General features: G+C 69.5%; 10 protein-coding genes. 1 reads left to right on the top strand and 9 read right to left on the bottom strand.

What is annotated here, in order from left to right; all coding sequences use genetic code 11:
• On the top strand, window positions 1-1,322 hold a 1,322-nt coding region (locus ARC20_RS09590), incomplete at its 5' end, for a metal-dependent hydrolase family protein (protein ID WP_057646548.1).
• 12 nt (window positions 1,323-1,334) lie between these two features.
• Here the strand turns inward: ARC20_RS09590 and ARC20_RS09585 are convergent.
• The 9 genes from ARC20_RS09585 to ARC20_RS09545 form a co-directional block, all read right to left on the bottom strand.
• Entirely contained in the window at window positions 1,335-1,703 is a 369-nt protein-coding gene (locus ARC20_RS09585; RefSeq protein WP_057646547.1) for a hypothetical protein, read from the bottom strand.
• 63 nt (window positions 1,704-1,766) lie between these two features.
• Window positions 1,767-3,167, bottom strand: coding sequence for a cytochrome c (locus tag ARC20_RS09580; RefSeq protein ID WP_057646546.1), 1,401 nt, complete (start codon window positions 3,165-3,167; stop codon window positions 1,767-1,769).
• Between the two features lie 10 nt (window positions 3,168-3,177).
• Window positions 3,178-4,959 (bottom strand): GMC family oxidoreductase, encoded by a 1,782-nt coding sequence (locus tag ARC20_RS09575; RefSeq protein WP_057646545.1) that lies wholly within the window; start codon window positions 4,957-4,959, stop codon window positions 3,178-3,180.
• Window positions 4,960-4,962: 3 nt separating this feature from the next.
• Complete coding sequence (locus tag ARC20_RS09570) at window positions 4,963-5,673, bottom strand: gluconate 2-dehydrogenase subunit 3 family protein (RefSeq protein ID WP_057646544.1); 711 nt, start codon at window positions 5,671-5,673, stop codon at window positions 4,963-4,965.
• A gap of 200 nt (window positions 5,674-5,873) precedes the next feature.
• Window positions 5,874-7,976, bottom strand: coding sequence for a site-2 protease family protein (locus ARC20_RS09565; protein ID WP_202595437.1), 2,103 nt, complete (start codon window positions 7,974-7,976; stop codon window positions 5,874-5,876).
• Window positions 7,973-9,316, bottom strand: coding sequence for an efflux RND transporter periplasmic adaptor subunit (locus tag ARC20_RS09560; protein ID WP_057646543.1), 1,344 nt, complete (start codon window positions 9,314-9,316; stop codon window positions 7,973-7,975). Before ARC20_RS09560 ends, ARC20_RS09565 begins: the two co-directional genes overlap by 4 nt.
• The gene (locus tag ARC20_RS09555; protein ID WP_057646542.1) at window positions 9,313-10,071 is read right to left on the bottom strand and encodes an efflux RND transporter periplasmic adaptor subunit; all 759 of its coding nucleotides are present in this window, start codon (window positions 10,069-10,071) and stop codon (window positions 9,313-9,315) included. The genes ARC20_RS09560 and ARC20_RS09555 overlap by 4 nt, the downstream gene beginning before the upstream one ends.
• The gene (locus ARC20_RS09550; protein WP_057646541.1) at window positions 10,068-11,600 is read right to left on the bottom strand and encodes a TolC family protein; all 1,533 of its coding nucleotides are present in this window, start codon (window positions 11,598-11,600) and stop codon (window positions 10,068-10,070) included. The genes ARC20_RS09555 and ARC20_RS09550 overlap by 4 nt, the downstream gene beginning before the upstream one ends.
• A gap of 13 nt (window positions 11,601-11,613) precedes the next feature.
• Window positions 11,614-23,580: a VCBS domain-containing protein gene (locus ARC20_RS09545; RefSeq protein WP_161809484.1), complete on the bottom strand. Its 11,967-nt coding sequence runs from the start codon at window positions 23,578-23,580 to the stop codon at window positions 11,614-11,616.
• Between the last annotated feature and the right edge of the window lie 178 nt (window positions 23,581-23,758).

Below are 23,758 nucleotides of genomic sequence, written 5' to 3'. Positions count from 1 at the left end.
CGCCGCCGCCCGCCGCCGCGCCGTCGCCAGCAGCCACGGCGATCATCTTCGACAACGTGCGCATCTTCGACGGCCTCAACGGCAACCTGTCCGGCCCGAGCAGCGTGCGGGTGCGCGGCCATGTCATCGAGAAGATCGGGCCCGCCGGCAGCCTGGGCATGGAAGGCGGGCAGGTCATCGACGGCGAGGGCCGCACGTTGATGCCCGGTTTGATCGACGCGCACTGGCACAGCATGTTCGTCGGCCTGCCGGTGCAGATCGCGCTGAGCTCCACCTCCGGCTATCTCAACATCGTGGCCGGCGTCGAATCGCGGCGCACGCTGATGCGCGGCTTCACCACGGTGCGCGATGTCGGCGGCGCCGCCTGGGGCGTGAAGCAGGCCATCGACCGCGGCGACATCCCCGGCCCGCGCATCTTCCCCTCCGGCGCGATGATCAGCGTGACCAGCGGCCACGGCGATTTCCGCGACGCCACCGACCTGCCGCGCACGCTCGGCGCGCCGGCCTCGCGCCACGACATCGAAGGCGAATCGGCCATCGCCGACAGCCCGGACGAGGTGCGCCTGCGCGTGCGCGAGCAGCTGATGCGCGGCGCCAGCCAGGTCAAGCTCACCGCCGGCGGCGGCGTGTCCTCGCCGCACAGCCCGCTGGACGTGGTGACCTTCAGCGAGGACGAGTTGCGCGCGGCGGTCGGCGCGGCCCGCGACTGGGGCACCTACGTCACCGTGCATGCGTACACGCCGGAGGCGATCCAGCGTGCCATCCGCGCCGGCGTGCCGTGCATCGAACACGCCAGCCTGATGGACGACGCCACCGCGCAGATGATGGCCAACCACAATATCTGGTTGAGCACCCAGCCGTTCCCGCCCGAACTGGCCAATGCGTTCCCGCCCGGTTCGGACGAATACGCCAAGGCGCAGGAAGTGTTCGCCGGTACCGACAAGACCTACCGGCTGGCGATCAAGTACCACCTCAAGACCGCCTTCGGCACCGACGTGCTGTTTTCCAGCGCGCTGGCCGCGCAGCAGAACGCGATCCTCGCCAGCCTGACGCGCTGGTACACGCCGGCGCAGGCGCTGGTGATGGCCACCGGCACCAATGGCGAACTGCTGGCGTTGTCCGGCAAGCGCAGCCCGTACGCGGGCAAGCTCGGCGTGGTGCAGGAAGGCGCGCTGGCGGACCTGCTGCTCGTGGATGGCGACCCGCTGCAGGACATCGCGGTCATCACCCAGCCCGAGCGCAACTTCCGCGTCATCATGAAGGACGGCGTGATCTACAAGGACACGCTGCCCGGCGCCGCGCCGGTCGTGCTGGATCGCTGAGCGCGGCGCCGGCTAGAACGGCATGGCGCCGCCGCCCCCGGTCTTGAACAACAGGACCAGCTGGGCCAGGCGCCAGGCCAGCAGCACGTAGGCGGCGGCCAGCGCGACCTGCCAGGCCAGGTGCGAGCGCAGCTTGGCCAGCCGCCACAGGCCATCGATGAAGTTGAGCAACAGCAGGCTGAGGCCGATGGCCACCACCACGTAGCCCGCGAAATCGGGCGGGGTGAAGGTCACCGTCGCGCCCTCGCGCACGAACTGCAGGCCGGCGGCGGTGATCACCGAGGCGATGGCCACGTTGCGCGCGTGTTCGAATACCAGGCGCAGCACGCCGTCGTCGAACAGCTTCACCGCCAGCGCGTGCAGGGCGCGCGCCAGCCTCATGGGGCGGGCCCTTCGAAGGCAGAAGGCGGGCGCGTGGCGTGCATCCACCGCGCCCGCACTGGATTACTGGTCCGAAGCATCCGCCGAGGTGGGGTCGTGTTGCGCCGTGGCCTTCGCGTCACGTGGCACCTCCTCCAGACTGTCGCGGATCTTGCGTACCTGCGTGGCCGCTACCGCCGGCGCCTGGTTACCGTACTGGCTACGCAGCCAGGTCGCCAGCGTCGCCACTTCCTCGTCGCTCAGGCGCCAGGCGAAGGCCGGCATGCCCAGGTTGGAGGGGCGCGTCTGCGTCGAGGGCAGGCTGCCGCCGGCCAGGACCAGCCGCACCAGCGAACTGGCATCGGGCGCCAGCACGGTGGGGTTGCCGGCCAGCGACGGGAACGCGTGCGGATTGCCGCGCGCGTCGCTGCGGTGGCAGGCGGCGCAGTTGTCGGCAAACAACTCCGCGCCGCGGCCGTCGTTGATGCCGCTGGTCATCGCCTTGGCGGTGGCGTCGTCCTGCGCATAGGTGCTGCCGCGCCCGCCATGCACCGGCAGCGACTTCAGGTACGCGGCGATCGCCTGCAGGTCTTCATCGCGCAGGTGCTGGGTGCTGTGCACCACCACGTCGGCCATCGGCTGGCCGACCACCGCCGCGTGCGGGTTGCGCGCGGTCTTCAGCGTGTCGACGATGTCCTGCGTGCTCCACAGGCCGAGGCCGTCGCCTTCGTCGGCGCGCAGCGAGACCGCGTCCCAGCCGTCGATGACCTGCCCGCCGGAGAGGTACGCCGCGCCGCTTTCGTCCAGCGCCTGCTCCTGCAGGCTGAAGGCACGCGGCGTGTGGCAGGCGCCGCAGTGGCCCAGGCCCTGCACGAGGTAGGCGCCGCGGGCGATCTGCGGGTCGGGGTAGCGCTTGGCGTCGAAGGCGACCTGGTCCGGGTCCGGCGCGAAGGTCTTGCGCCAGATCGCCAGCGGCCAGCGCATCGACAGCGGCCAATGGATGCCGGTCGGGTGGTTGGCCTCGCGCACCGGCTGCACGCCGTGCTGGAAGTAGGCGTACAGCGCCCGCACGTCGTCGTCGCTCAGGCGCGCATACGACGGGTAGGGCATGGCCGGATACAGCGTGCTGCCATCGGCGGCGATGCCGTGGCGCAGGGCGCGGTCGAAGTCGTCCAGGCTGTAGCGGCCGATGCCGGTCTCCGGATCGGGGGTGATGTTGCTGCTGTAGATCGTGCCGATGGGCGAGGCGATCGGCAGCCCGCCGGCGAACGGCTTGCCGCCGGGCCGGCTATGGCAGGCGAAGCAGTCACCGGCGGTGGCCAGGTACTGGCCCTGGGCGATGAGCGCCGGGTCGGCCGCGTTCTGCGCGCCGCTCGGCGTGGCGTCGGCGATGGCGCGCGTGTGCGAGGGCCAGAATGCCCATGCCAGCGCGATGGCCAGCACGAGCACCGCGAGCAGCAGGACGGCGATGAGGAATTTCTTCATGGCCGGCTCCTCACGCGTCCACCAGCGGACCGGGCGACTTCAGGTACTTCTCGCGGATCGCCGTGGCCGCCCAGTACGCCAGGCCACCGACCAGGCCGGTGGGGTTGTAGCCGTTGTTCTGCGGGAAGGCGTTGGCGCCGATCACGAACACGTTCGGCACGTCCCAGCTCTGCAGGTAACGGTTGAGCGCCGAGGTCTTGGGGTTGTCGCCCATGATCGCGCCGCCGCAGGTGTGCGTGCTCTGGTACTTGGTGATGTTGTAGTGCTCGCCGTCCTTCTTCGCATCGCCGGACATCGACAGCGGGTTGAGCACCTTGCTCATCGTCAATGCCTGCTCGACGAAGAACTGCGAGGCCTTGATCTCGTTCGGGTGCCAGTCGAAGGTCATGCGCAGCAGCGGGCGGCCGAAGGCATCCTTGTAGGTCGGGTCCAGGCTCAGGTAGTGCTGCCGGTAGGACATGCACGCGCCCTGCACCTCGTAATAGAACGAGTGGCGGAAGTTGTCGGCCACCGCCTTCTTCCAGTCGTGGCCCCAGTTCGGCGTGCCGGAAGGCACGTTGATGCCGCGCACCGGGCCGGCGCCGGGCTGGCGCGCCCACACCAGGCCGCCACCGACGAAGCCGAGCTTGCCGTTGTCAAGCTGGTTGCCGTTGAGGTCGTCCATGGTGGTGCCGGCGCCGCCGATACCGATGAACGGGTTGGCCTGCACGTCCTTGTCGAAGAACAGCACCACGCGGTTGAGGTTCTGGTAGGAGTAGTTGCGGCCCACCGTGCCGGTGTTGCTTTCCGGGTCATACGGCGTGCCGATGCCCGAGACCAGCATCAGGTGCACGTTGTAGAGCGAGAACGCGCACAGCAGCACCATGTCGGCGGGCTGGTGCACTTCGCGGCCCTGCGCGTCGAGGTAGGTGACGCCGGTGGCCTTGCCGCGCGTGCTGTCCAGGTCCACGCGCAGCACCTGCGAATGCGGGCGCAGCTCGAATTTCGGGCTCGGGCGCAGGGCAGGGAGGATGCAGGCGTTCGGGCTGGCCTTGGAGTAGTTCAGGCAGCCGTAGTCGCTGCAGAAGCCGCAGGCGTTGCACGGCCCCATCTGGCAGTTGTACGGGTTCACGTACGAGCGCGAGGTGTTGGAGGCCGGGATCGGGTAGGGATGCCAGCCCATTTCCCTGGCGGCCTTGTAGAACAGTTCGGCGCCGAGGTAGTTCGGGTTCGGCGGCAGCGGGTACTCGGAGGAGCGCGAGCCTTCGAACGGATTGCCACCTTCCTGCACCACGCCCTGGATCACGCCGGCCTTGCCGGAGGTGCCGCAGACCTTCTCGAACATGTCCAGGTGCGGTTCAAGCTCGTCATAGCTCACCGGAAAATCCTGGATGGTCATGTCGGCCGGGATGAACCCCTTGCCGTAGCGCTGCTCGACATTGCTGCGCAGGCGCATGTCTTCCGGCAGCGGCCGGAAATGGCAGCCGGACCAGTGGCTGCCGGCGCCGCCCACGCCGGTGCCCGGCTTGAACGAGCCCATCTGCCGGTACGGCACGGCGGTATCGCCCAGCCCATGGCGCACCGTCACCGTTTCCTGCGCCAGGCTCTGCAGGAAGCGGCGATGCACCGAGCCTTCGAGCTCGTCCACCACCTTGGGATAGGCGAAATCAGGTTGCGTGTCGCGGTCGCCGCCGCGTTCCAGCGCCACCACGGTCAGGCCGGCATCGGTGAGTTCCTTGGCCAGGATGGCCCCGGTCCAGCCCATGCCCACGATCACGGCATCGACCTTCGGTTTCGTCGTCACGTTCGCCATGGCTCAGCCCCGCTTCCCGGACAGGTCGACCGGTCCCAGCGGATAGGCCTTGTCGCGCACGCCGATCCAGTCGATGTAGTCCGCGCGCATGCCGGGGTAGCCGATCATCTTCCACGCGCCCATGTTGCGGTTGCCGCCGTACTTGGGGTCGGCGAAGTAGCCGTTCTTCACTTCGCCCAGGAAGTTGGAGAAGAACAGCTTGGAGGAGATGCCTTCCAGTTCCAGCTTGCCGCCCTCGGCGGCCTTGAGCAGGTCTTCCTGCTGCGTGGCTTCGAGCTGCGCGAAGGTCTTGCCCTGGAACGCCTGCTTGCAGTGCGCGTCGATCGCGCCGATGCCCACGCGCACGATGTCGCGCAGCGCCAGCCGGCCCTGGTAGCCGAACTCGGAGGGCGCTTCGAGGAACGGGCCCTGCATGTACCAGATCGCGCCGCTGGCGTACGGCGTGAGCATGTGGCGGTCGAGGAATTCCGGCACGCCGGCCTCCACCGCGCCCGGGCCGATGTCGTCGTGCGGGATCAGGCGGTCGCACGCGGCGACCACGAAGTCCCATTCGGCGGCGCTGAAGAACTGCGGCGTGTACCTGGCCGGTGTCTGCGCATCGGCGGTGGCGACGGGATCCGAGCAGCCGGGCAGTGCCGCGGCCAGCGGCAACAGCCCCAGGCCCTTGAACAGGGAGCGGCGGCTCAGGGAGGGGGAGGAATCTGATTTGGACATGGCGGGCTTCCCGAAGGGGCTGGCCAATGGCGCGAAACGCGTCAGGCGAAGAAGGGAACGATGGAACTCACCACGCGCATGAGGCGCGTGCTGCATCGCGGTGGGGGCGACTCGTTGACGAGGCTATCACCTGAACATGTCAGCAACGGATGAATGCGAGGTGTAAATCTGTGCCGAATCGGGTGATTGGCCGGCGGCTTTCAGAAGCCGCTCTCGCGCAGGAAGGTGGCCGCGATCCAGCGCCCGGCGCTGCCGAGCAGGCTGCGGCGCTCGCCCGATACCTGCACTTCGCCGGGCGCTTCCAGTGCCTGCGCGGGCGCTTCGCGCAATTCCACCACCACATGGAATACCGGCAGCCGCGGCACCAGCCCCTCCTTCTGCTGGGCGGTAGCGATCGGGCCGCCATAGCGGTCGGCGAGGGCGGGCCAGTCGAGCTGGCGCGCGCGCGTGCCGGCGATGGCGGTCACCGTGCCGTCGTAGCGGCGGGCGCTGCCCTTGGGATAGAAATGCACGCGGTCGCCGACCGCCATGCGCGAGACATCGTCCTGCCGCACGTAGGCATCCACGCGCCAGTGCGACGGGTCGTACAGCACGCCCAGCGCTTCGCCGGTGCCGATCCACTGGCCGGCGCGGCGCTGCGGGTCGATGTCGCTCCACACGCCGGCAAACGGGGCCACCAGCCGCAGGCGCGCGGTTTCGGCATGCGCGGCGCTGGCCTCGTCCACCTGCACGGCGGCGCGCTGGCGCATCGCCGCCTGCTGGCCGATGCCCTGCGGGTCGGCCAGCAACGCCGAGAGCTGGCCTTCCAGCGCGTGCAGGTTGGCCTGCGTGCCCTGGAGCCTGGCGGCGATGTCGGGCTGGTCGAGCTCGGCCAGGCTGGCGCCGGCTGCCACTCGCCCGGGTGCATGCACCTGCTGCAGCCGCGCCGGAAACGGCGTGTACACGCGCAACTGCTGGGTGGCGCGCGCCACGCCATAGCCATGCACGTTGGCGCGCCATGGCACCAGCAACACCAGCGCGGCGATGCCCAGCGCGACCAGGTGCCCGCGCCGCCAGCGCGTGGGGATCGCCGCGCGATGCCGCCACCAGTGGCCGAGTTCGCGCATCACCGGCATCGCGATGAACCAGCCCACCTCGACCACGAACAGCGCGATGCCCAGCGCCTTGAAGAAGAAGTGGTACACCGCCAGCGCGATGCCCAGGAACAACACGAAGCGGTAGATCCAGGTGACGAAGGCAAACGCGATCAAGCCGCGCCGCCAGCGCGCCGGCAGCGGCTCCGGCCACGGCTCGCGCAGGCCGAGCACGCCGCGGCGCAGCGCGGTGCGCGCCTGCGCGAAGGCCCGCTCGTGCAGGTTGGGGAAGTCGAGCAGGTCGGAGAGGATGAAATAGCCATCGAAGCGGGTGAACGGGCTGGCATTGAGCGCCAGGCTCAGCACCCAGCCGGTGGTGGCGAGATACAGGAAGCCATCGCGTACCGCGCCCGGGTCGGACAACGCCCAGGCCAGCGTCGCCACGCCGGCCAGCGCCAGCTCGGCCAGGATGCCGGCACTGGCCACGGCCAGGCGCTGTCGTGCGTGCGGCAGGCGCCAGGCCTCGCCGGTATCGGTATAGAGCATCGGCCACATCACCACGAAGGCCACGCCCATGTGCGCCACGCGCAGGCCCAGCCGGGTGGCCACCAGCGCATGGCTCAGCTCGTGCAGCAGCTTGGCCACGCACAGCGCGATGGCGAAGCTCAGCAACCCTTCGGTGCTGAAGGAATCCACCACCGCGGTGGAGAACTCGTCCCACTGCCGGCCCACCAGCACCAGCCCCAGCACGCTCAGGGCGAGGATCACCGCCACCGTCCACGGCGTGAACAGCCAGGCCAGCCGCGCCGCGGTGCGCTGCAGCCAGCGTTGTGGATGCGCGAGCGGGATGCGGAAGAACAGGTAGTGGTGCAGCAGCCAGTTCGCGTTGAAGCGGCGCCGCGCCTCGCTGTCCACGCGCAGCTTCTCCAGCGCCAGGACAGGCAGGCGCAGCAGCTGGTGGCGCTCCAGGAAGTGGGTGAACTCGGTGATCTGCTCCACCGTCGGCCGCAGCGCGGTGTGCCCGGCGATGCGCGCGGCCAGTTCGCGCGCCGTGCCGCCCCAGCGGCTGAGCGCTTCGAACTCCAGCCAGCCGACGCGATAGAAGCGGTTGACCACCGTGTCCTGGATCACCCAGCCCGGCTGGCCCATGCGGTCGGCCGGCAGCGCCTGCAAGCGCAGGTCCTCGCGCAGCGGCGGCAGCGGCAGGTCGGCGGCATCGATGCTGGTCACAGCCCGCTCCAGCCACGCAGCGCGGCGATCGGGCGACGCAGCAGGTAATAGCCCAGCACCACGCGACCGCCATAGACCTTGGCGGTGCCGTGCAGGCCGAGGCGTGCGTGCGCCGGCGCGTCCTCGATGCTGGCGAGCAGGCGGTAGGACACCACGTTTTCGTCGCTCGGCCGGGCCTGGTAGCTGGTTTCCAGGATGCGCCCGCGCAACGGCCGCAGCGGATAGGCACTCAGGAACAGCGTGACCTGCGAACCGCGTTCCAGCGCGATGGCATCGGCGGCCGGCAGCTGGATCAGCATCGCCGGCTGGGCGGGGTCGGCCACCTGCATGATGCGTTCGCCGGTGTTGACCGGCCGGCCGATCCAGTCGTTCGGGTCGGAGAACACGGCCACGCCGTCGCGCGGCGCGGTGACTTCGGTGCGCTGCAGCTGTGCCTCCACCGCGGCCAGTTCGGCGCGCTGCTGTTGCGAGCGGCCGGTGAGCAGCAGCAGTTCGGATTTGCTTTGCGGGTTGTCGAACGCGCTCTGGCTGGCGGCCATCAGTTCGGCATCGGCCACCGCCACCTGCCTTCGCAGCACCTCGGCGCGGTTGCGCAGCGTGGTTTCATCCAGGCGCAGCAGGGTTTGGCCGGCACGCACGCGCTGGTTCGGGCGCACCTGCAGTTCGGCGATCACGCCATCGAGCGGCGCGCTGATCACCTCGCTGTTGCGCGAGACGATCTCCGCCGGCGCCAACGCGGTCTGCCGCACTGGCAGCAGCAGGATCGCCAGCACGATGGCCGCGGCGATCCAGCGCTGCTTGTGGTTCGGCCACCAGCGGCGACGTCGCGGGCCGGCCAGGGCCTGCCAGCAATACGCCCAGGTGGTGCGCACCGGTTGCAGCTGGGCCAGCAGCGCGGGATCGGGCGCGTCCTCGAACAGGAACACGATGAGCCCGAGCCGCGCGCCATCGCGCGCATGCAGCGGCACGCACCAGACGTAGGCCGGCCACCATTCGGCCCAGCCTTCCCGCAGTGTGTCCGGCACGGCGAGCGTGTCGCGCGACAGCAGCACCGGTTCCTCGCCGGGCACCTGTTGGGCGAGCCAGCGCGAGGCGCCCTCCAGCCATACCAGGTAGGGTGAAGCTTCTTCGGGCATCGCCAGGCCGGAGACCGCGCGCAGGCGCGGCCGCAGCCCGGCGAGGTCGAACGCCAGCCCCTGGTAGTAGCGCAGCAGCGGATGCGGGTCGTTGACGATGGAGAACGCCAGCGCGTTCAACGACTCGGCCGCCAGCGCCCGGTCGCGCAGCGCCGACAGCGCCATCAGCCACGGCGCGGAGGGTGTGGCGGCGGGGCCGTTCATGGCGCGGCGTCGAGCCGGGCGATGCCGCTCATGCCGGCGATCAGCTCGGGATGCTCGGCATCCAGCCGGCCTTCCAGCTCCACCGTCTGCGCCACCGCGTCCACGCGCGCGTTCACCGCGCTGATGTGCGCCGGATAGGTCTTGCCGGTCTCCAGTACCTGCAGCTGGAACGGCATGCCATCGCGCAGGCGGCGCATCTGGCTGGAGGGCACGTTCAAGCGCAGCTTCAGCGGGCCATCGCCCACCAGGTCGAACAGCGGTGTGCCGGCGGCCACGGTCTGGTAGCCGCGCACGTACACCTTGGCGATGCGCCCGCCGAACGGCGCCCGCACGCGGCAATAGCCGGCCTGCGTATTGGCGAGCGTGCGTGCGCCGGTGGCCTTCTGCATCTCGGTGCGGGCGCTGGCGACCTCGATGTCGCCTACCGCGTCGAGCTTGCGCATGCTCTGCTTGGCGGCGTAGTTCTGCTTGGCCATCGCCAGCTCCGCTTCGGCGACCTGCGCGCGGGCGGTGGCTTCGCTGCATTCCAGCGCGACCAGCGTGTCGCCCTTGGCGACTTTCTGCCCGAGCCCGGTCTTCAACGGCCCGAGCGTGCCGTTCATCTGCACCGACAAGGTGGTCTCGTTCTGCGCACTGAGCAGCACACGGATCGCGTTGGGATCGCTGTAAGGATCCTGCGGCTTGCGCGTCTGCGCGGCGGCGGGAAGGGCGAGGGTGGCGAGCAGCAGGGCGCAAGCACGCAGGCGGTGGCTCATTCGCGCGCCCCCGGCGCCGGGACGGCCAGTCCGGCCTGTTCGTTGTTGCGCATCGTGCGTTCGATCTCCGTGGCCAGGGTCTTGATGTCGTGCGACTGGATTTCGTCGGGGAACACATCCAGCCCCACCGAGTTGTAGAGCCGGCCCCAGGCGGCCTGCGCGCTGGAATACGCCGCCTCGCGCTGGTAGCGCGAGAGCAGGTAGCGGCTCTCGGCGCGGATCACCTCCAGCTCCGAGCCCAGCGCGGTGCCGCGCGCGGCCTGCGCGTAGTCCAGCAGGCTTTTGTCCACGCGCAGGCTTTCGTCGGCGAAATGCACTTCCTGCTCGGCCAGGTCGTAGCGCATGGCGCCCACGCGCACCTGGGTGAGCACCGCCATCGACAGCGCGATGCGCCGGTAGTCGTCGGCATTGGCCTGCGATTCCTGCGCGCGGTTGAGCGAGGGATACTGCAGCAGGCGCAGCAGGTTGATCGACACCTGCAAGCCGGTATCGCTCCAGTGGTTGTTGTAGAGGTACTTGTTGGAGTCGTATTGGTAGCCGGCGCTCACCGAGATGTTCGGCCACAGCTGCGCCTTGGCGATGCGGATGTCGTTGAGGTCCACGCGCTTGCGGTACCACTCCTCCATGATTTCCGGGCGCTGGCGCAGCGCGACCTGTTCGAGCTGGTCCACCGGCGCGAGCTGGTCGGGCAGGGCCGGTTCGGGCATGTCGGCCAGTTCCATGCGCGAGCCCGGCGGCAGCGACATCAGCGCGGCCAGCTCGGCCTGGGCGAATTCCAGGTCCTGCCGGCGCACGGTGAGCATGTAGACCGCATCGAGCAGCGAACGCTGGTAGGCGAGGATCTCCTGGCGGCCGGTCACGCCGTCGCGCTCGGCTTTGCGCGCCGATTCCAGCGCCTGGTTCGTGCGTGCCAGCAGGCGGTCCACCTCGGGCATCAGGCGCTGGGCGGCGAGGGCGCGCCAGTAGGCGTTGCGCACGTCCTGCAGCACGTTCTGCGCGACCTTGCGCCGGCGCTCCTCAGCCATCATCACCTGGTCGATCTTCTGCTGGTTGCGGTAGTACGCCACGCCGAAGTCGAGCAGGCTCCAGCTCAGGCCCAGGCTGTCGAGGTTGCGGTAGCGCTCTTCGGAAGTGGACGGGCGCAGGCTTTCCTGGCGGTCCTCGATGCCGATGGAGGTGCCGCCGGAATCGTTGCTGCGCCCGGTCCAGCCGGCCGAGGCCACCAGCCGCGGCAGCATCTCGTGGCTGGAGACGTCGCGCAGGTCCGAGGCCAGCGCGCTTTCCATCAGCTTCAGCCGGTAATCCAGGTTGTACTTCAGCGCCCGCGCGGCGGCTTCGTAGAACGTGATGGGCGCGGTCACCGGCTCCTGGTCGGCATACATGCGCTGCTGGTCCTGCACCACGCGGTCGCGCAGTTCCTGTTCGCTGTACGGCTTGGGCTTGTGGCTGGCGCAGCCGGCCATCAGCAGTGCGGCGGCGCAGGCCACGCCAAGGGCCCGGGGCTGGATCACGGCGAAGCGGTTGTCCATGGGAAGCGGGGTCTCAGGGCGTGGGCAGGCGGCGCTCGTCGGCGGCCCCGCGCAACTGGCGCGAGAAGCCACGAGCGGCCGGTTCGGAAGTGCGCGGCGCGAAATCGCCATGCAGCAGGCCATGCGGGGTCAGCGCCTGCAGGCCGGGCGTGGGCAGCAGGCCATCGGCGGAGAGGCTGGCGCGTCCTTCGCGTTCGTTGAAACGCGCCAGGTCGATCGCACTGGCCACGCGGCTCTCGGCCACCGCGCGGGCGACGAACTGCCCGCCCACGCCGCCCAGGCCCGCGGCAATACTGCTGCTGGCGCGGTAGCGTTCCGGGTCGATGCGCCAGCCGCTGGCCGGGTCGATGTCGCCGGCCAGCGAGCGCTCCAGCGCCAGTCGTTCCACCGTTGGCCCGACGAACACCGCCGGCTGCACGTCGGGCAGCGTGCCGATGGACGGGCGCGCTTCGTCGTAGCGCGAAAAGTAGTCCTCGTTGCCGCCCGGCGGGATGTACGGCGCGGCGATGTCGAGCTGGATCGTCAGCACCGCCTGGCTGGTGGCGCCGGCCAGATCGGTAATGGTGTAGGTGAAGGCATCGCTGAGCACGCGGCCCAGGCCGGCGGCGGCGAGTACCTCCGGGTTGTTCATGTCGATGTCGTAGCGGTAGCTGCCATCGGCCTGCAGCACCAACGTGCCGTAGCGGCCGGCAAGCGCCTGGCCGGCGGCGACATCGGCGCCATCCGCGCCGGGGCGCACCGCGATCACGCTGAGCGCATCGCCGCCGTCCACGTCGCTGTCGTTGGGCAGCACGTTGCCGGTGGCCTGCGGCGCGGGCAGCTGGTCGATGGCCACGTCCTGGTCGTCGCGCGCCACCGGGTTGTCGTTGGCGCCCTGGAGGGTGAGGGTGAGCGTGGCGCTGCGCACCAGCCCGCCGGCATCGCGCACCTGGTAGGTGAAGCGTTCGACCAGTTGCTGGTCCGGCGTGCGCAGTGCTTCCACCAGTGGATTGCCGTTGTCCACGACGTAGCGGTAGTGGCCGTCGGCGTCGATCACCAGCTGGCCATACAACCCGGCCAGCGTGCCGCCGGTGGCCACGCTGCCGCCGGCGCCTTGATAGCCCACCACCTGCAACTGCTCGCCGTACTGCGCGCCGTCCGGGTCGCTGTCGTTGTCGAGCACGTTGCCGGCAGGGTCCACGCCCGGCGTGGTGTTGGCCACGCCGCCGGCCTCGATCGCGGTGGCGGCATCGTCCAGCGGCACCGGCGCGTCGTTGGCGCCGCGGATCAGCACGGTGATCGTGGCCTGGTCGGTGGCGCCGTCGGTATCGGCGTGGGTGTAGGTGAAGCGGTCGAGCAGGGTGTCGTCGGGGCCACGCAGTGCCTGCACCTCGGCCATGTCGTTGTCGAGCCGGTAGTGCGTGCTGCCGTCGGCGTTGATCGTCAGCCAGCCGTACAGGCCGCGCAGCTCCATGCCCACGCTGCCCGCCGTGCCGGCCTCGTTTTCCGCGCCGGTGCGCACCGCGGTGACGGTGGCGGTCTCGCCGTACTGCGGGCCGTCCACGTCGACGTCGTTGTCGAACACGTTCGCCGAGGGATCCACGCCCGGGGTGGCGTTGGCGTCGCCGCCGGCTTCCACCGCCACGAGCGCGTCGTCGGCGTCTTTCGGGGTGTCGTTGCGGCCTTCGATGGTGACCACCAGCGTGGCCGAACGCACCAGCCCGGCGGCATCGCGCATCTGGTAGACGAAGCTTTCGCTGAGCTGGTCGCCGGGGCCGCGCAAGGCCTGCACGGCGGCGTTGAGGTTGTCCACGCTGTAGCGAAACGTGCCGTCGGCGTTGATGACCAGCTGGCCGTAGCGGCCGGCCAGCACGTTGCCGGCCAGCGTGGTGGCCACGCCACTGCGATAGGACACCACCGACAACTGTTCGCCGTACTGCGGGCCGTCCACGTCGGTGTCGTTGTCGAGCACGTTGCCGGTGGGGTCCACGCCCGGCGTGGCGTTGTCCACGCCGCCGGCTTCCACCGCGGTGGCGGCATCGTCGTCCGGCACCGGGGCGTCGTTGGCGCCGTGGATGACCACGGTGATCGTCGCCTCGTCGGTGGCGCCGGAGGCATCGGCATGCGTGTAGGTGAAGAATTCCTCGAGCGTGTCAGCCGGCCCGCGCAGGGCCTGCACGGCGGCCATGTCGTTGTCCAGGCGGTAGCGGGCGCTGCCGTCGGCGTTGAGGGTCAGCCAGCCATAGAGACCACGCAGCTCCACGCCCACGGTGCCGGCGGTGCCGCTGCCGCTTTCGGCGCCCGTGCGCACGGCGGTGACGGTCGCCGTTTCGCCATAGCCGGGGGCATCGACATCGCTGTCGTTGAGCAACACGTTGCCGGTGGGATTCACGCCCGGCGTGCGGTTGTCGTCGCCGCCGGCTTCGAAGGCGTCGGCGAAGTCGTCGCTGGCCACGGGCGTGTCGTTCTGGCCGTGGATGACCACCAGGATCACCGCGCTGGCGCTGGCGCCATGCGGGTCGGTGACGGTGTAGGTGAAGCCGTCGAACAAGCGGTCGCCGTTGGTGCGCAGGGCTTCCACGTCCGGGTTGTCGTTGTCGACGAAATACTGGTAGGTGCCGTCGGCGTTGAGCAGCAGCTCGCCATACAGGCCCTGCAGGCGCTGGCCGACGGTGCCATCCACGGCGCCGTTGCCGAAGGCGGTGACCACCAGCGCGGCGGCGCCGTCGTCGACGTCGCCGAGGTGGGCGAGCAGGCTGCCGGCCGGATCCAGCCCGGGGCTGGCGTTGTCCACGCCGCCGGCTTCCACGGCGGTTTCCTGGAAGCTGCTGGCGGTCGGGGCGTCGTTGGCGCCGAGGATGGTGATGGTCAGCGTGGCGGCGTCCTGCGCGCCGGCCAGGTCATGGATGCGATAGGTGAACTGCTCGGTGACCACCTGGCCCGGCAGCAGCGCCTGCACGTTGGCATCGCCATCGCGCAGCACGTAGGTGTAGGTGCCATCCGGGTTCACCGTGAGGTCGCCGTAGGTGCCGCTGACCACCACGCTGCCGCCCACGGCGGTGAAAGCGCCGCCCGCGGCCTCGTTGCCGGTGCGGATGCCGTCCAGCGTGCGGGTGTCGTTGGCGTCGACATCGCGGTCGTTGGTGAGCAGGTTGCCACCGGGGGCGACGCCGTTGTCGCCATTGTTGACGCCGCCCTTCTCGACGGCGAACGCCAGGTCGTCGTTCGCCACCGGGTTGTCGTTGGCGCCCTGGATCGTGATGGTGAGGGTCGTGTTGCGGGTAGCGCCGGCGAGGTCGGAGGCCTGGTAGGTGAACACCTCCACCAGCGTGTTGGCGCTGGTACGCAGCGCCTGCACGGTGGCATTGTTGTTATCCACGACGTAGGTGTAGCTGCCGTCCGCATTGACGGTGAGCGTGCCGTAGCTGCCCGCCAGCGACTGCCCGGCCAGCACCTGGGTGCTGCCGAACTGCACGCCGCGCACCACCAGCGTGTCACCGGCATCCACGTCGGTGTCGTTGGCCAGCACGTTGCCGGCCGGGTCGGTGCCAGGCGTGCCGTTGGCGACGCCGCCCGCTTCCACCGCGGTGGCGGTGTCGGCGACGAGCACGGGGAAGTCGTTCTGGCCGTGCACGGTAATCGCCAACGTCGCGGTGCTGCGCGCGCCGTTGCGGTCGGTGATTTCGTAGTTGAAGGTCTCGGTCAGGGTGTCCGCGTAGGTACGCAGCGCCTGTACCGCGGCGAGCGTGTTGTCCACGCGGTAGACGTACTGCCCGTCGGCGTTGAGCACCAGGCTGCCGTAAGTGCCGGTGAGCGCCGCGCCCACGGTGCCGGCGGTGCCACCACTCGTGCTGACGCCGATGACATTGCGGATGTCGTTGGCATCCACGTCGGTGTCGTTGAGCAGCACGTTGCCGGTGGGGTCCACGCCAGCGGTGGTGTTGTTGATGCCGCCGGCCTCGGTGGCGTCGGCGGTGTCGGGGTTGGCGACCGGGTTGTCGTTCTGGCCCTGGATGACGATGCGGATGGTGGCCGAGTCGAAGCGGCTGGTGCCATCGCCGATGGTGAAGGTGAACACGTCCTGCAGGTTGCTGGCCGGCGTGCGCAGCGCTTCCACGCGCGGGTCGTCGTTGTCGACCTCGTAGAGGTAGTCGCCGTTGTCCTGGATCGTCAGCCAGCCGTATTCGCCGCGCAGGCGCTGGCCGACGATGCCTTGCGTGCCGCCGGCCGGGTCCAGGCCGGTACGGATGTCCACCACGAAGATCGGGTCGCCATCCGGGTCGAAGCTGTTGAGCAGCGCGTCGCCGGTGGGGTTCTCGCCGGGCGTGCCATTGGCGACGCCGCCGGCCTCCTGCGCCACGTCGATCACGTCCTGCGCCACCGGCGGGTCGTCGGCCCCGTGCACGGTGATGGTGATGTTGGCGCGGTCGGTCAGGCCGGCGGTGTCGGTGATCTCGTAGGTGAACACGTCCTGCAGCGTCTGTCCGGCGGAGAGGGCGAGCACGTCGGGGTTGTTGCTGTTGACGTTGTAGCGCGCGGAGCCATCGGCGGAGATATACAGCGTGCCGTACAGGCCGACAATGGTGGTTTCCACGCCGCTGGCCTGGTCCACGTCGATCAGCAACCCCGCCACGTCGCCGCCCTGGCCGGCGCCGATGACGCGCAGCAGGGTATTGGGCTGGTCGCCGCCATCGACGTCGTAGTCGTGGCCATCGTCGAGCGGATCGCCCGGGCGCGAAACCTGCAGGATCACGTTGCCGCTCGGGTTGCTTTCCTGGGTGTCGTCGTCGGTGGAGCCGGCCTGCGCGTCGGCCACGTCGTCGCTCGCCACCGGGTTGTCATTGGCGCCGGCGACATGGATGTCGAGCTGGGCGAGGTCGAGCAGGCCGTCCGTGTCGCGTACCGCATAGGTGAAGTGCTCGATCAGTTCCTGGCCGGCCATCAGCGCCTGCACGACGGCGTCGTTGTCATTGACGACGTAGCGGTAGCTGCCGTCGGCGCCCAGCGTCAAGGTGCCGTAGATGCCATTGATGACGGCACCGTTGGTCGAGTTGGTGCCGGCGGCGATCGCGGTGAACGCGCCGCTGCCGGTTTCCACGCCCAGGCGCACGTAGGCGGCCGCCCGGGTCTCGCCGTTGAACACGCTGTCCACGTCGGTATCGTTGTCGAGCACGTTGCCGGTGGCGTCGCTGCCGCCGCTGCCGTTGGTCACGCCGCCTTTCTCCACCGCATCGCCACGGTCGTTGACGCCGACGGGGGCGTCGTTGGCGCCGTGGATGGCGATCGTCAACACCGCCGAGGTGCCCAGGCCGCCGGTATCCACCGCGTCGTAGAGGAACGTTTCGAACAACCGCTGGCTGCTGGTACGCAGCGCTTCCACGTCGGCGTTGGTGTTGTCCACGACGTACTCGAACGCGCCGTCGCCGTAGAAGTACAGCGTGCCGTACTGGCCCACCAGCGCGGTGCGCGCATTGCCGGGCAGCGGGCCGGCGGTGTTGCCGGTGTTCTGGTTGCGCAGCTGGGTCACGCTCAGGCTGTCGCCGTTGGTGGCGATGTCCACGTCGATGTCGTTGGCCAGCATGTCGCCGGCCGGATCCACGCCCGGCGTGGTGTTGCCGTCGCCGCCGGCTTCCACCGCGACGAACACGTCGTCCACGCCAATCGGCGCGTCATTCACCGGATCCAGCACGATCGCCACGGTGTCCACGTCGATCAGCGCGTCGCTCGGCTGGCCGGGCGTGCCATTGGCGTCGGCGTCGCCGAAGTTGCCCTGGTCACTGGTGGTGATGGTGAGGGTGTCGTTGCCGTTGTAGTCCTGGTTGCCGAGGTACTGCAGCATTGCCAGCGCGGCGTTGAGGTCGGTGATGCTGCCGGTCAGGCGCAGGCTGGCGGTACCGCTGCCGGTGACGGTGACGCCGCCCGGCGTGCCGGAAAGCGAAAGCGTGCCGTGGGCGACGGTGAGCAGCACGTCCAGGCTGCCGCTGCCGGCATCGATGTCGCTGACGCTGATGCCGGGCAGGGCAAGCAGCACATCCTCCAGCCCGGTCTGCCGCCCCGGCACCTGGTTCACCGGCGCCACGTTCTGGTGGACGTAACCGGCATTGGCCTGGCCGGTGGCGCCTTCGCCCAGGGTGATGGCAACCTGGCCGATCGGAGTGGACGTGTCCGAATCGATGCGGATATGCAGCTCGCCCACCGGCTGCGGATACACCAGCGGGATGGTGGGCGCATCCACGCGGTAGACCCCGGAAGGCAGCACGCCGAACTGGAAGCGGCCATTGGCGTCGGTGGTGGCGATGAAGGCCTTGTCGTCCACGGTGCCCAGCACGTTGTCCACGCCAGCCCAGTAGAGGGTGACCTCCTGGTTGGCCAGGCCGGGACCATCGGGGACGGCACTGCCGGTCGCCGAGAAGGTGTCGTTCCACAACGTGCCGCTGATGACGCCCAGGCCCGCCCCTTCGGTCAGGATGTAGGTGTTGGGCGAGCCACCGCTGCCGGTACGCTCGCCGCTGCTGGTGCCGGCGCCGCCCACGGGGGAGCCGCCCCAGCTGGTGAAGTCGTCCGGCAGGCTGGTCCAGGTGAGGGTGGCGTTGCTGTTGGCTACCGCGCCCTGGTTGGGCACGGTGACGTCATAGCGCACCGACACCCGCGTGCCCGGATCGAGCTGGTCGAAGCGCACGGTCACGCCGTTGCTGGTATCGACGCTGACGCCGGCGGGCAGGTTGCCCGGCGCGTAGGTCACCCCGTCGATGGTCAGGCCGGTGAAGGTGTAGTTGCTGCCGCCGGGGAAGGCGTCGGTGAGCACGACGTCGTAGGCCGGCTGGTTGCCGCTCTGCAGGAAGCCGATGTCCACCGAGGCGCGGCCGGTGGTGGCTGTCAGCGCCGGGTTGAAGTCGTAGACGCGCTTGTCCAGGTTGGAGAAGGCTGGCTCGTTGATCCGCTCGTACACCGTGCCGCTCAGGCTGACCTGTGTACCGGCCGAGTATTCTTTGGCCGATACCGCCAGCGCGGCGCCCGCGGTATTGGCGGCCACGTTGAGCACGCGCGCGTTGAATTCGATGGCGAACAGCTCGAAGTCCGCATCGAGATCCGCATTGGTCACCGTTCCGAGGCTGATCACCAGCACGGTGTTGCCGTTGCCGTCGGTGGTGAAGCTGACGCGGGACATGTCCAGGATGCCGGTGAGCTGTGCGCCCCCGAGGTCCGCCTGCAGCGGCTGCGCCTGGTCGCTGTCCTCGTTGCCGGTGATGTACAGCGCGCCGCCGGTGACCAGGTTGAGGTCGGAGGACAGCCCGTTGCCGTTGGCGATCAGGCCGATGCGCAGGGTGCCGTCGTTGACCACGCCCAGCCCGGGCGCCAGGGTGATGCGCAGCTCGATGCTGCCGGTGACGCCCTGCGCGAAGGCGCCGACCACGCGGTAGCGCACCACCTCGCCGATCGCGACGTCCTCGTAGTCGCCGTAGGTGGGATCGGCCGGCGCGGTGTCCGTCATGCCGCCCACGCGCGAGATGTACATGCCCTGCAGCACCGGCACGTTGATGGTGGCGGCGGCGCGGTAATCGTTGAGCACGCCGCTGTTGAGCAGGCCATCCACGCCGGTGCGTTCGCCGGCCACCGCGCCATCCAGGCTGCTCCAGCTCACCGTGGCGGTGTTGGGGAAGCTCGGCAAGCCGGCGGCGGTGTCGTTCACCGTGCCGTTGACGCGGATGATGATGCTGCCGCCGGCCGGCACGTCGATCTTCACCCCGTTGGCGATGCGCAGCACGCCGTTCTCGATGATGAAGGGCGTGCCGCTGCTGGCGCTGGCCCCGCCCGAGAAGGTCACGCCGAGGATGCTGTAGCCATCCATCTGCGTGGGCAGGGTGTCGCTGAAGCCGAGGTCGAAGGCGTTGTAGTCGCTGCTGACCCCGTTGTTGCGGATGGTGATCTGGAAGGTGACCGGCACCGCCTCGTCCACGCCCAGCGGCGGCAGCTGGTCGGTGACCTGGGTGATGACGAGCGTGGGTTCGCGCACGATCACGTTCGGCGTGCCACCGCTGCGGTCCACCGTGCGGTCCAGCGCCACGGTGCCGTTGGGCGTGTCGCCGTCCGGGTCGCTGTAGGTCAGCTGGGCGGAATTGACCAGGTTGCGGCCGTCCTGGTTGCCGGTGTTGTTGTCGGCCACCAGCCGCACGCGGATCACGAAGCTGTTGTTGTTGGCGATGTTGTCCGCGCCGGTGTCCGCGCGGCTGAAGACCAGCTGCCCGTCCACGCCGTTGTCGCCGATGGTGCCGCCGATGCCGTTGGCGGCGAACACCACCAGCGTGCCGTTGAAATCCGCCGCCAGCGCGCCGCTGCCACTGGCCAGGGTGATCAACTGGTAGCCGGCGCCGTTGCCGAAGCTCATGTCCAGGCGCAAGCCGTCGGGAATGAGGTCCTGGATGCGCAGCGACTGCGTGCTGCCCTCGGGCAGGGTCACCACGATGTCGTAGGTCATCGCTTCGCCGATCGCCAGCGCGTTGCCCTGCGTGTGCGCGGCGGTGGAGTCGCCGTTGTCCAGCGAGCCGCCCGCGTAGTTGACCACGATGGTCGGCGCGGCCACCTGCTGCAGGGCGTGCTCGGTGTTGCCCTGGGTGAAGTTCGCGCCGCCTTCCACGCTGGCATAGCGGGTGAGGGTGGCCGCGCTCTGCATCGTGGCCGAGGCGGCGACGATGTCCGAGACGACGACATCGTAGGTCACCACCACCAGGTTGGCGCCGCTGGCGTCGGCCGCCGAGCCAGGACGGCCGGCGGCGAGCGCGCCGGTGCCGCCGTGGTCGATGAACTCGATGGTGTTGCCGTTCACCGTGAAATCCACGCCCAGCACCATCTGCGTGCCGTCGCCGCGATACACCAGCAGGTTGGCGCTGGCCAGGCTGCCGCCGACGAACTGCACGCCGGCCGGCAAGGTGATGTCGGTGCTGACGTCATACGCGCTGCCGCCGCCGATGTTCTCCAGCGCGGTGGCCAGGCGCAGGCGGTCGCCGGCATCGATGCCGCGGATGTCGCCGTTGACCGCGAGCGGGTCGGTGACGCTGCCGCTGAACGGCGCGCCGGTGCTGCCCGGTGCGTTCCAGCTGCCCAGCGTGCCGGTGATGGTGCCTTGCGTGCTGGACACAACGCCGTGGTAGACCAGCAGCGAGGGCTCGGCGATGGACTGGATCGTGGCCGCCGCCGCGGACTGCAGGTGGGTCTGGTCGATGGTGGTGGTCTGGTCGGAGGTCGCGAGCACCGTGAGTTGGCGCAGGTCGGCGAAGGGTTGGTCGCCGACGGTGAGCGTGAACACCAGTTCGATGCGGCTGCCGCTGGTCGCGTTGACCGCCCAGTTGCCGAAATCGAAGATCACCGAGTTGCCGGCGCCGCTGCGCACGCTCACCGTCGGGTCGCCGTTGCTGTTGCCGGCGCCGAAATTCCACTCGCCGCTGCCATTGCCCTGTGCCCAGCTGATGCCCGAGACGTTGAACAGCGGCAACGGCAGGTAGCCGGTGAGCACGAGGTTTTCGTAGTCGCCGGTGACCAGGTCGTAGCCCAGGCGGAAGGTGACGGTATCGCCGGGGCGCAGCTCGCCGTTGGCCGGCACGGTGCCGCCGTTCACCGCCACCACCGCCATGTCCACATGGCTCACCGGTACGCTGCCGCTGACCGCGTCGTGGTCGGTGGCCACATAGCCGGAGGTGTTGATGCGGTCCAGCAGCACCGAGGCCTGCAGGGTGGCGTCGTTGCCGATGGTGTCGCCTTCGTTGATCTCGCTCTGCGGGTAGGGCGTGGTGTAGGCCTGGGCGATGATCGTGGTGTAGTTGATGATCACCACGGTGGCGCCTTGCAGGATGCCGTCGTCCTGGATGTCGCCGCCGAGCTGGCCGGGATTGCCGAACAGGTTGCGCAGCGACAGGCCCACGTCGAAGGTCACCGAGGTCGAGCCATCGGGATTATTGGTGGTGAGGGTGACCAGCGCGATGGTGTAGTCCACGCCATTGAGCGAGACGCGCATCGTCGGCGTGCCGGCCAGTACCTGGCCGTCGCCCACGGCATCGAGGATGACGAAGTTGCCCTGGCCGATCTGGCTGATGCCGAACAGGTAGTAATCGGACAGGTTGAGCGTGAGCGTGTAGTTGAACGCATCGCCGGGGGTCGGGCCCGGGTAGCCGACGTCGGAGCTGTACTGGGCCTGCTTGTACAGCGCGATGGATTCGGCCACGAAGCTTGTGGGTTGCCCGGTGCCGGAGAGATCGATGGTGCCGTCGGGGCCGACGTCGCGCGGATCCAGCGGCACCCACTCGGCGCCGGCGGTGGCCGCGGCGATGTCGATGGTCACCGGCGCGCCGGTGTTCGGGTCGAGGATGGCATTGCCGCTGGCGTCGGGCTGCGGCACGTAGAAATCCACCACCACGCTGGCCGGCGCCGACAGGCTCGGCACCTCCACGGTGTAGTGCGCCACGTACGCGCCGGCCGCCAGCAGGATGCGGATTTCCGACGGGCCGGTGACCACGCGGCCATCGGCCAGCACCAGTTGGGTGACTTCGCCGCCGGCCGGCGGGGTGATGCCGGTGACGAGGATCTCCGGCGGCAGGTCCTGCTCCAGCACCAGGTTCGTGATCGTCTGGCCCGGCGCCGGGGTGGCGGTCACGGTGAGTTCGCGCCCGTAGTTCTCGCCGGTGGCGGTCTTGCCTTCCGGCGCGTCCACCGTCTGGGCAAGCGTGATGACGGTGGGATGCACCTGGATCCCGCTGGTGCCGACCTGCACGAGGGAGGGGTCGTTGGTGGGGTTGTTGAGCGAGTCGTTGCCGTACTGGAAGCCGCCACGGGCCACGATGCCCAGGTCCGGCGAGCCGTTGCTGGCCGCGGTGTCGGCCAGGTTGCTGACGTGCGCGGTGATCTGCACGGCGATGGCCGGCTGGTCGGCGCCGACGGAAGCGTAGGGCAGCTGCAGCACGACGAGCTGGTCGCCGGCGCGCATGCCGTAGGTGGCGGCATTGATGACCACCGCCTGGCCGGTGGCATCGCGCTGCAGCGGATGCGTGGCCTGGCCATTGGCGTCGAAGGTGACCACGTAGGCGTTGACTGCCTGGCCCAGGTAGGTGGCCGAAACGAACGTGGCGCCGTCGTCGCCATCGCGGCCGGTGGCCGGCAGGAACAGGTCGATATACGGCGCGTAGCCTTCCTGCGAGGAGGGGTTGGTGAAGGTGGCGGTGAAGGTGAACTGGTCGCCGATCAGCACGTCGCCGCCGCCGGCCAGCGTGACCGTCGGCGCCGCGTCGGCCAGCAATGACGCATAGTGGGAAAGCACGCCGGCGTCGATGGCCAATGCGTGCTCGATCGTGCCCGCGTGCGTTTCCAGCGTCCAGTCGCCACCGGCCGTGGCCGCGCCGGTGTCGTCGTCGGAGGCAGCGACGTCGGCGCCGGTCCAGTTCGCCAGGTTCTGCACGAGCCGCTGTCCTTCGACGCCTTCGCCGATGCGGCAGCCGTAGAGCAGGATGTCGGCGTCGGCGGCGAGCGCGCCTTTCCAGCTGCCGACGGCCTGCGCGAGCGAGGCATCGTCGGCGCCGATGCTGCGGCTGCCGAGCTGGAAGCTTCCCGGCGCGCCGTGCGAGAGGATCTGGATGCTGTCCACCTGGCCCAGTTCCGAGAGCGCCTGGGTGATCGCCTGCAGGCCATCCTCGCCGGGATGGATCATCAGTACGCGCGCATCCGGCGCTGCGGCGGCGGCGAGCAGCTCGGCGCCTTGCAGGCGGCTGTCGATGACGAGCAGTTCGCGGGTGGCCGAGGGTGTGGCGGAAGCCGGCATCGCATCGGCCTGCGTGGCCGGGCGCACCGCGCTCTCGGCGCGGGCATCGGTGGCTTCGCGATGACCGGCGTTATTCGCATTGGCATGGTGCTGCGAGTCGGTCGCGGCGGCGGCCGCGCCGTCGAACATCAGGCGCGGTTCGAGCGCCAATGCATGCAGGCGAGGCAGGACATGCCAAGTCGCAGAAGTCCGATCCATCATCGCTTCCCCGAAAAGACCACCAAGACCAACAGGTGAATGCTTGTGCAAGGCGAGGTGAAGGCTGTGTCATCAAAATTCATCTTGATGAAGTCGCCAGTGCAGGGCGTCCAACGCGTGAATGCATGCCAGTAGAAATACTGACGACGCGGCACCGCCGCGTGGAAAACACTTCACC

Source organism: Stenotrophomonas panacihumi (genome assembly GCF_001431645.1).
GTDB classification, from domain to species: Bacteria; Pseudomonadota; Gammaproteobacteria; order Xanthomonadales; family Xanthomonadaceae; genus Stenotrophomonas_A; species Stenotrophomonas_A panacihumi.
The sequence above is the reverse complement of the archived record's forward strand: the minus strand, read 5'-3'. Positions and strand labels throughout refer to the sequence as shown.

Excerpts from the sequence above, each read along its gene's own strand:
- ARC20_RS09550 (WP_057646541.1), bottom strand. The coding sequence starts at position 11,600 with ATGGACAACCGCTTCGCCGTGATCCAGCCCCGGGCCCTTGGCGTGGCC.
- ARC20_RS09580 (WP_057646546.1), bottom strand. The coding sequence starts at position 3,167 with ATGAAGAAATTCCTCATCGCCGTCCTGCTGCTCGCGGTGCTCGTGCTG.
- ARC20_RS09570 (WP_057646544.1), bottom strand. The coding sequence starts at position 5,673 with ATGTCCAAATCAGATTCCTCCCCCTCCCTGAGCCGCCGCTCCCTGTTC.
- ARC20_RS09575 (WP_057646545.1), bottom strand. The coding sequence starts at position 4,959 with ATGGCGAACGTGACGACGAAACCGAAGGTCGATGCCGTGATCGTGGGC.
- ARC20_RS09545 (WP_161809484.1), bottom strand. The coding sequence starts at position 23,580 with ATGGATCGGACTTCTGCGACTTGGCATGTCCTGCCTCGCCTGCATGCA.
- ARC20_RS09585 (WP_057646547.1), bottom strand. The coding sequence starts at position 1,703 with ATGAGGCTGGCGCGCGCCCTGCACGCGCTGGCGGTGAAGCTGTTCGAC.
- ARC20_RS09555 (WP_057646542.1), bottom strand. The coding sequence starts at position 10,071 with ATGAGCCACCGCCTGCGTGCTTGCGCCCTGCTGCTCGCCACCCTCGCC.
- ARC20_RS09560 (WP_057646543.1), bottom strand. The coding sequence starts at position 9,316 with ATGAACGGCCCCGCCGCCACACCCTCCGCGCCGTGGCTGATGGCGCTG.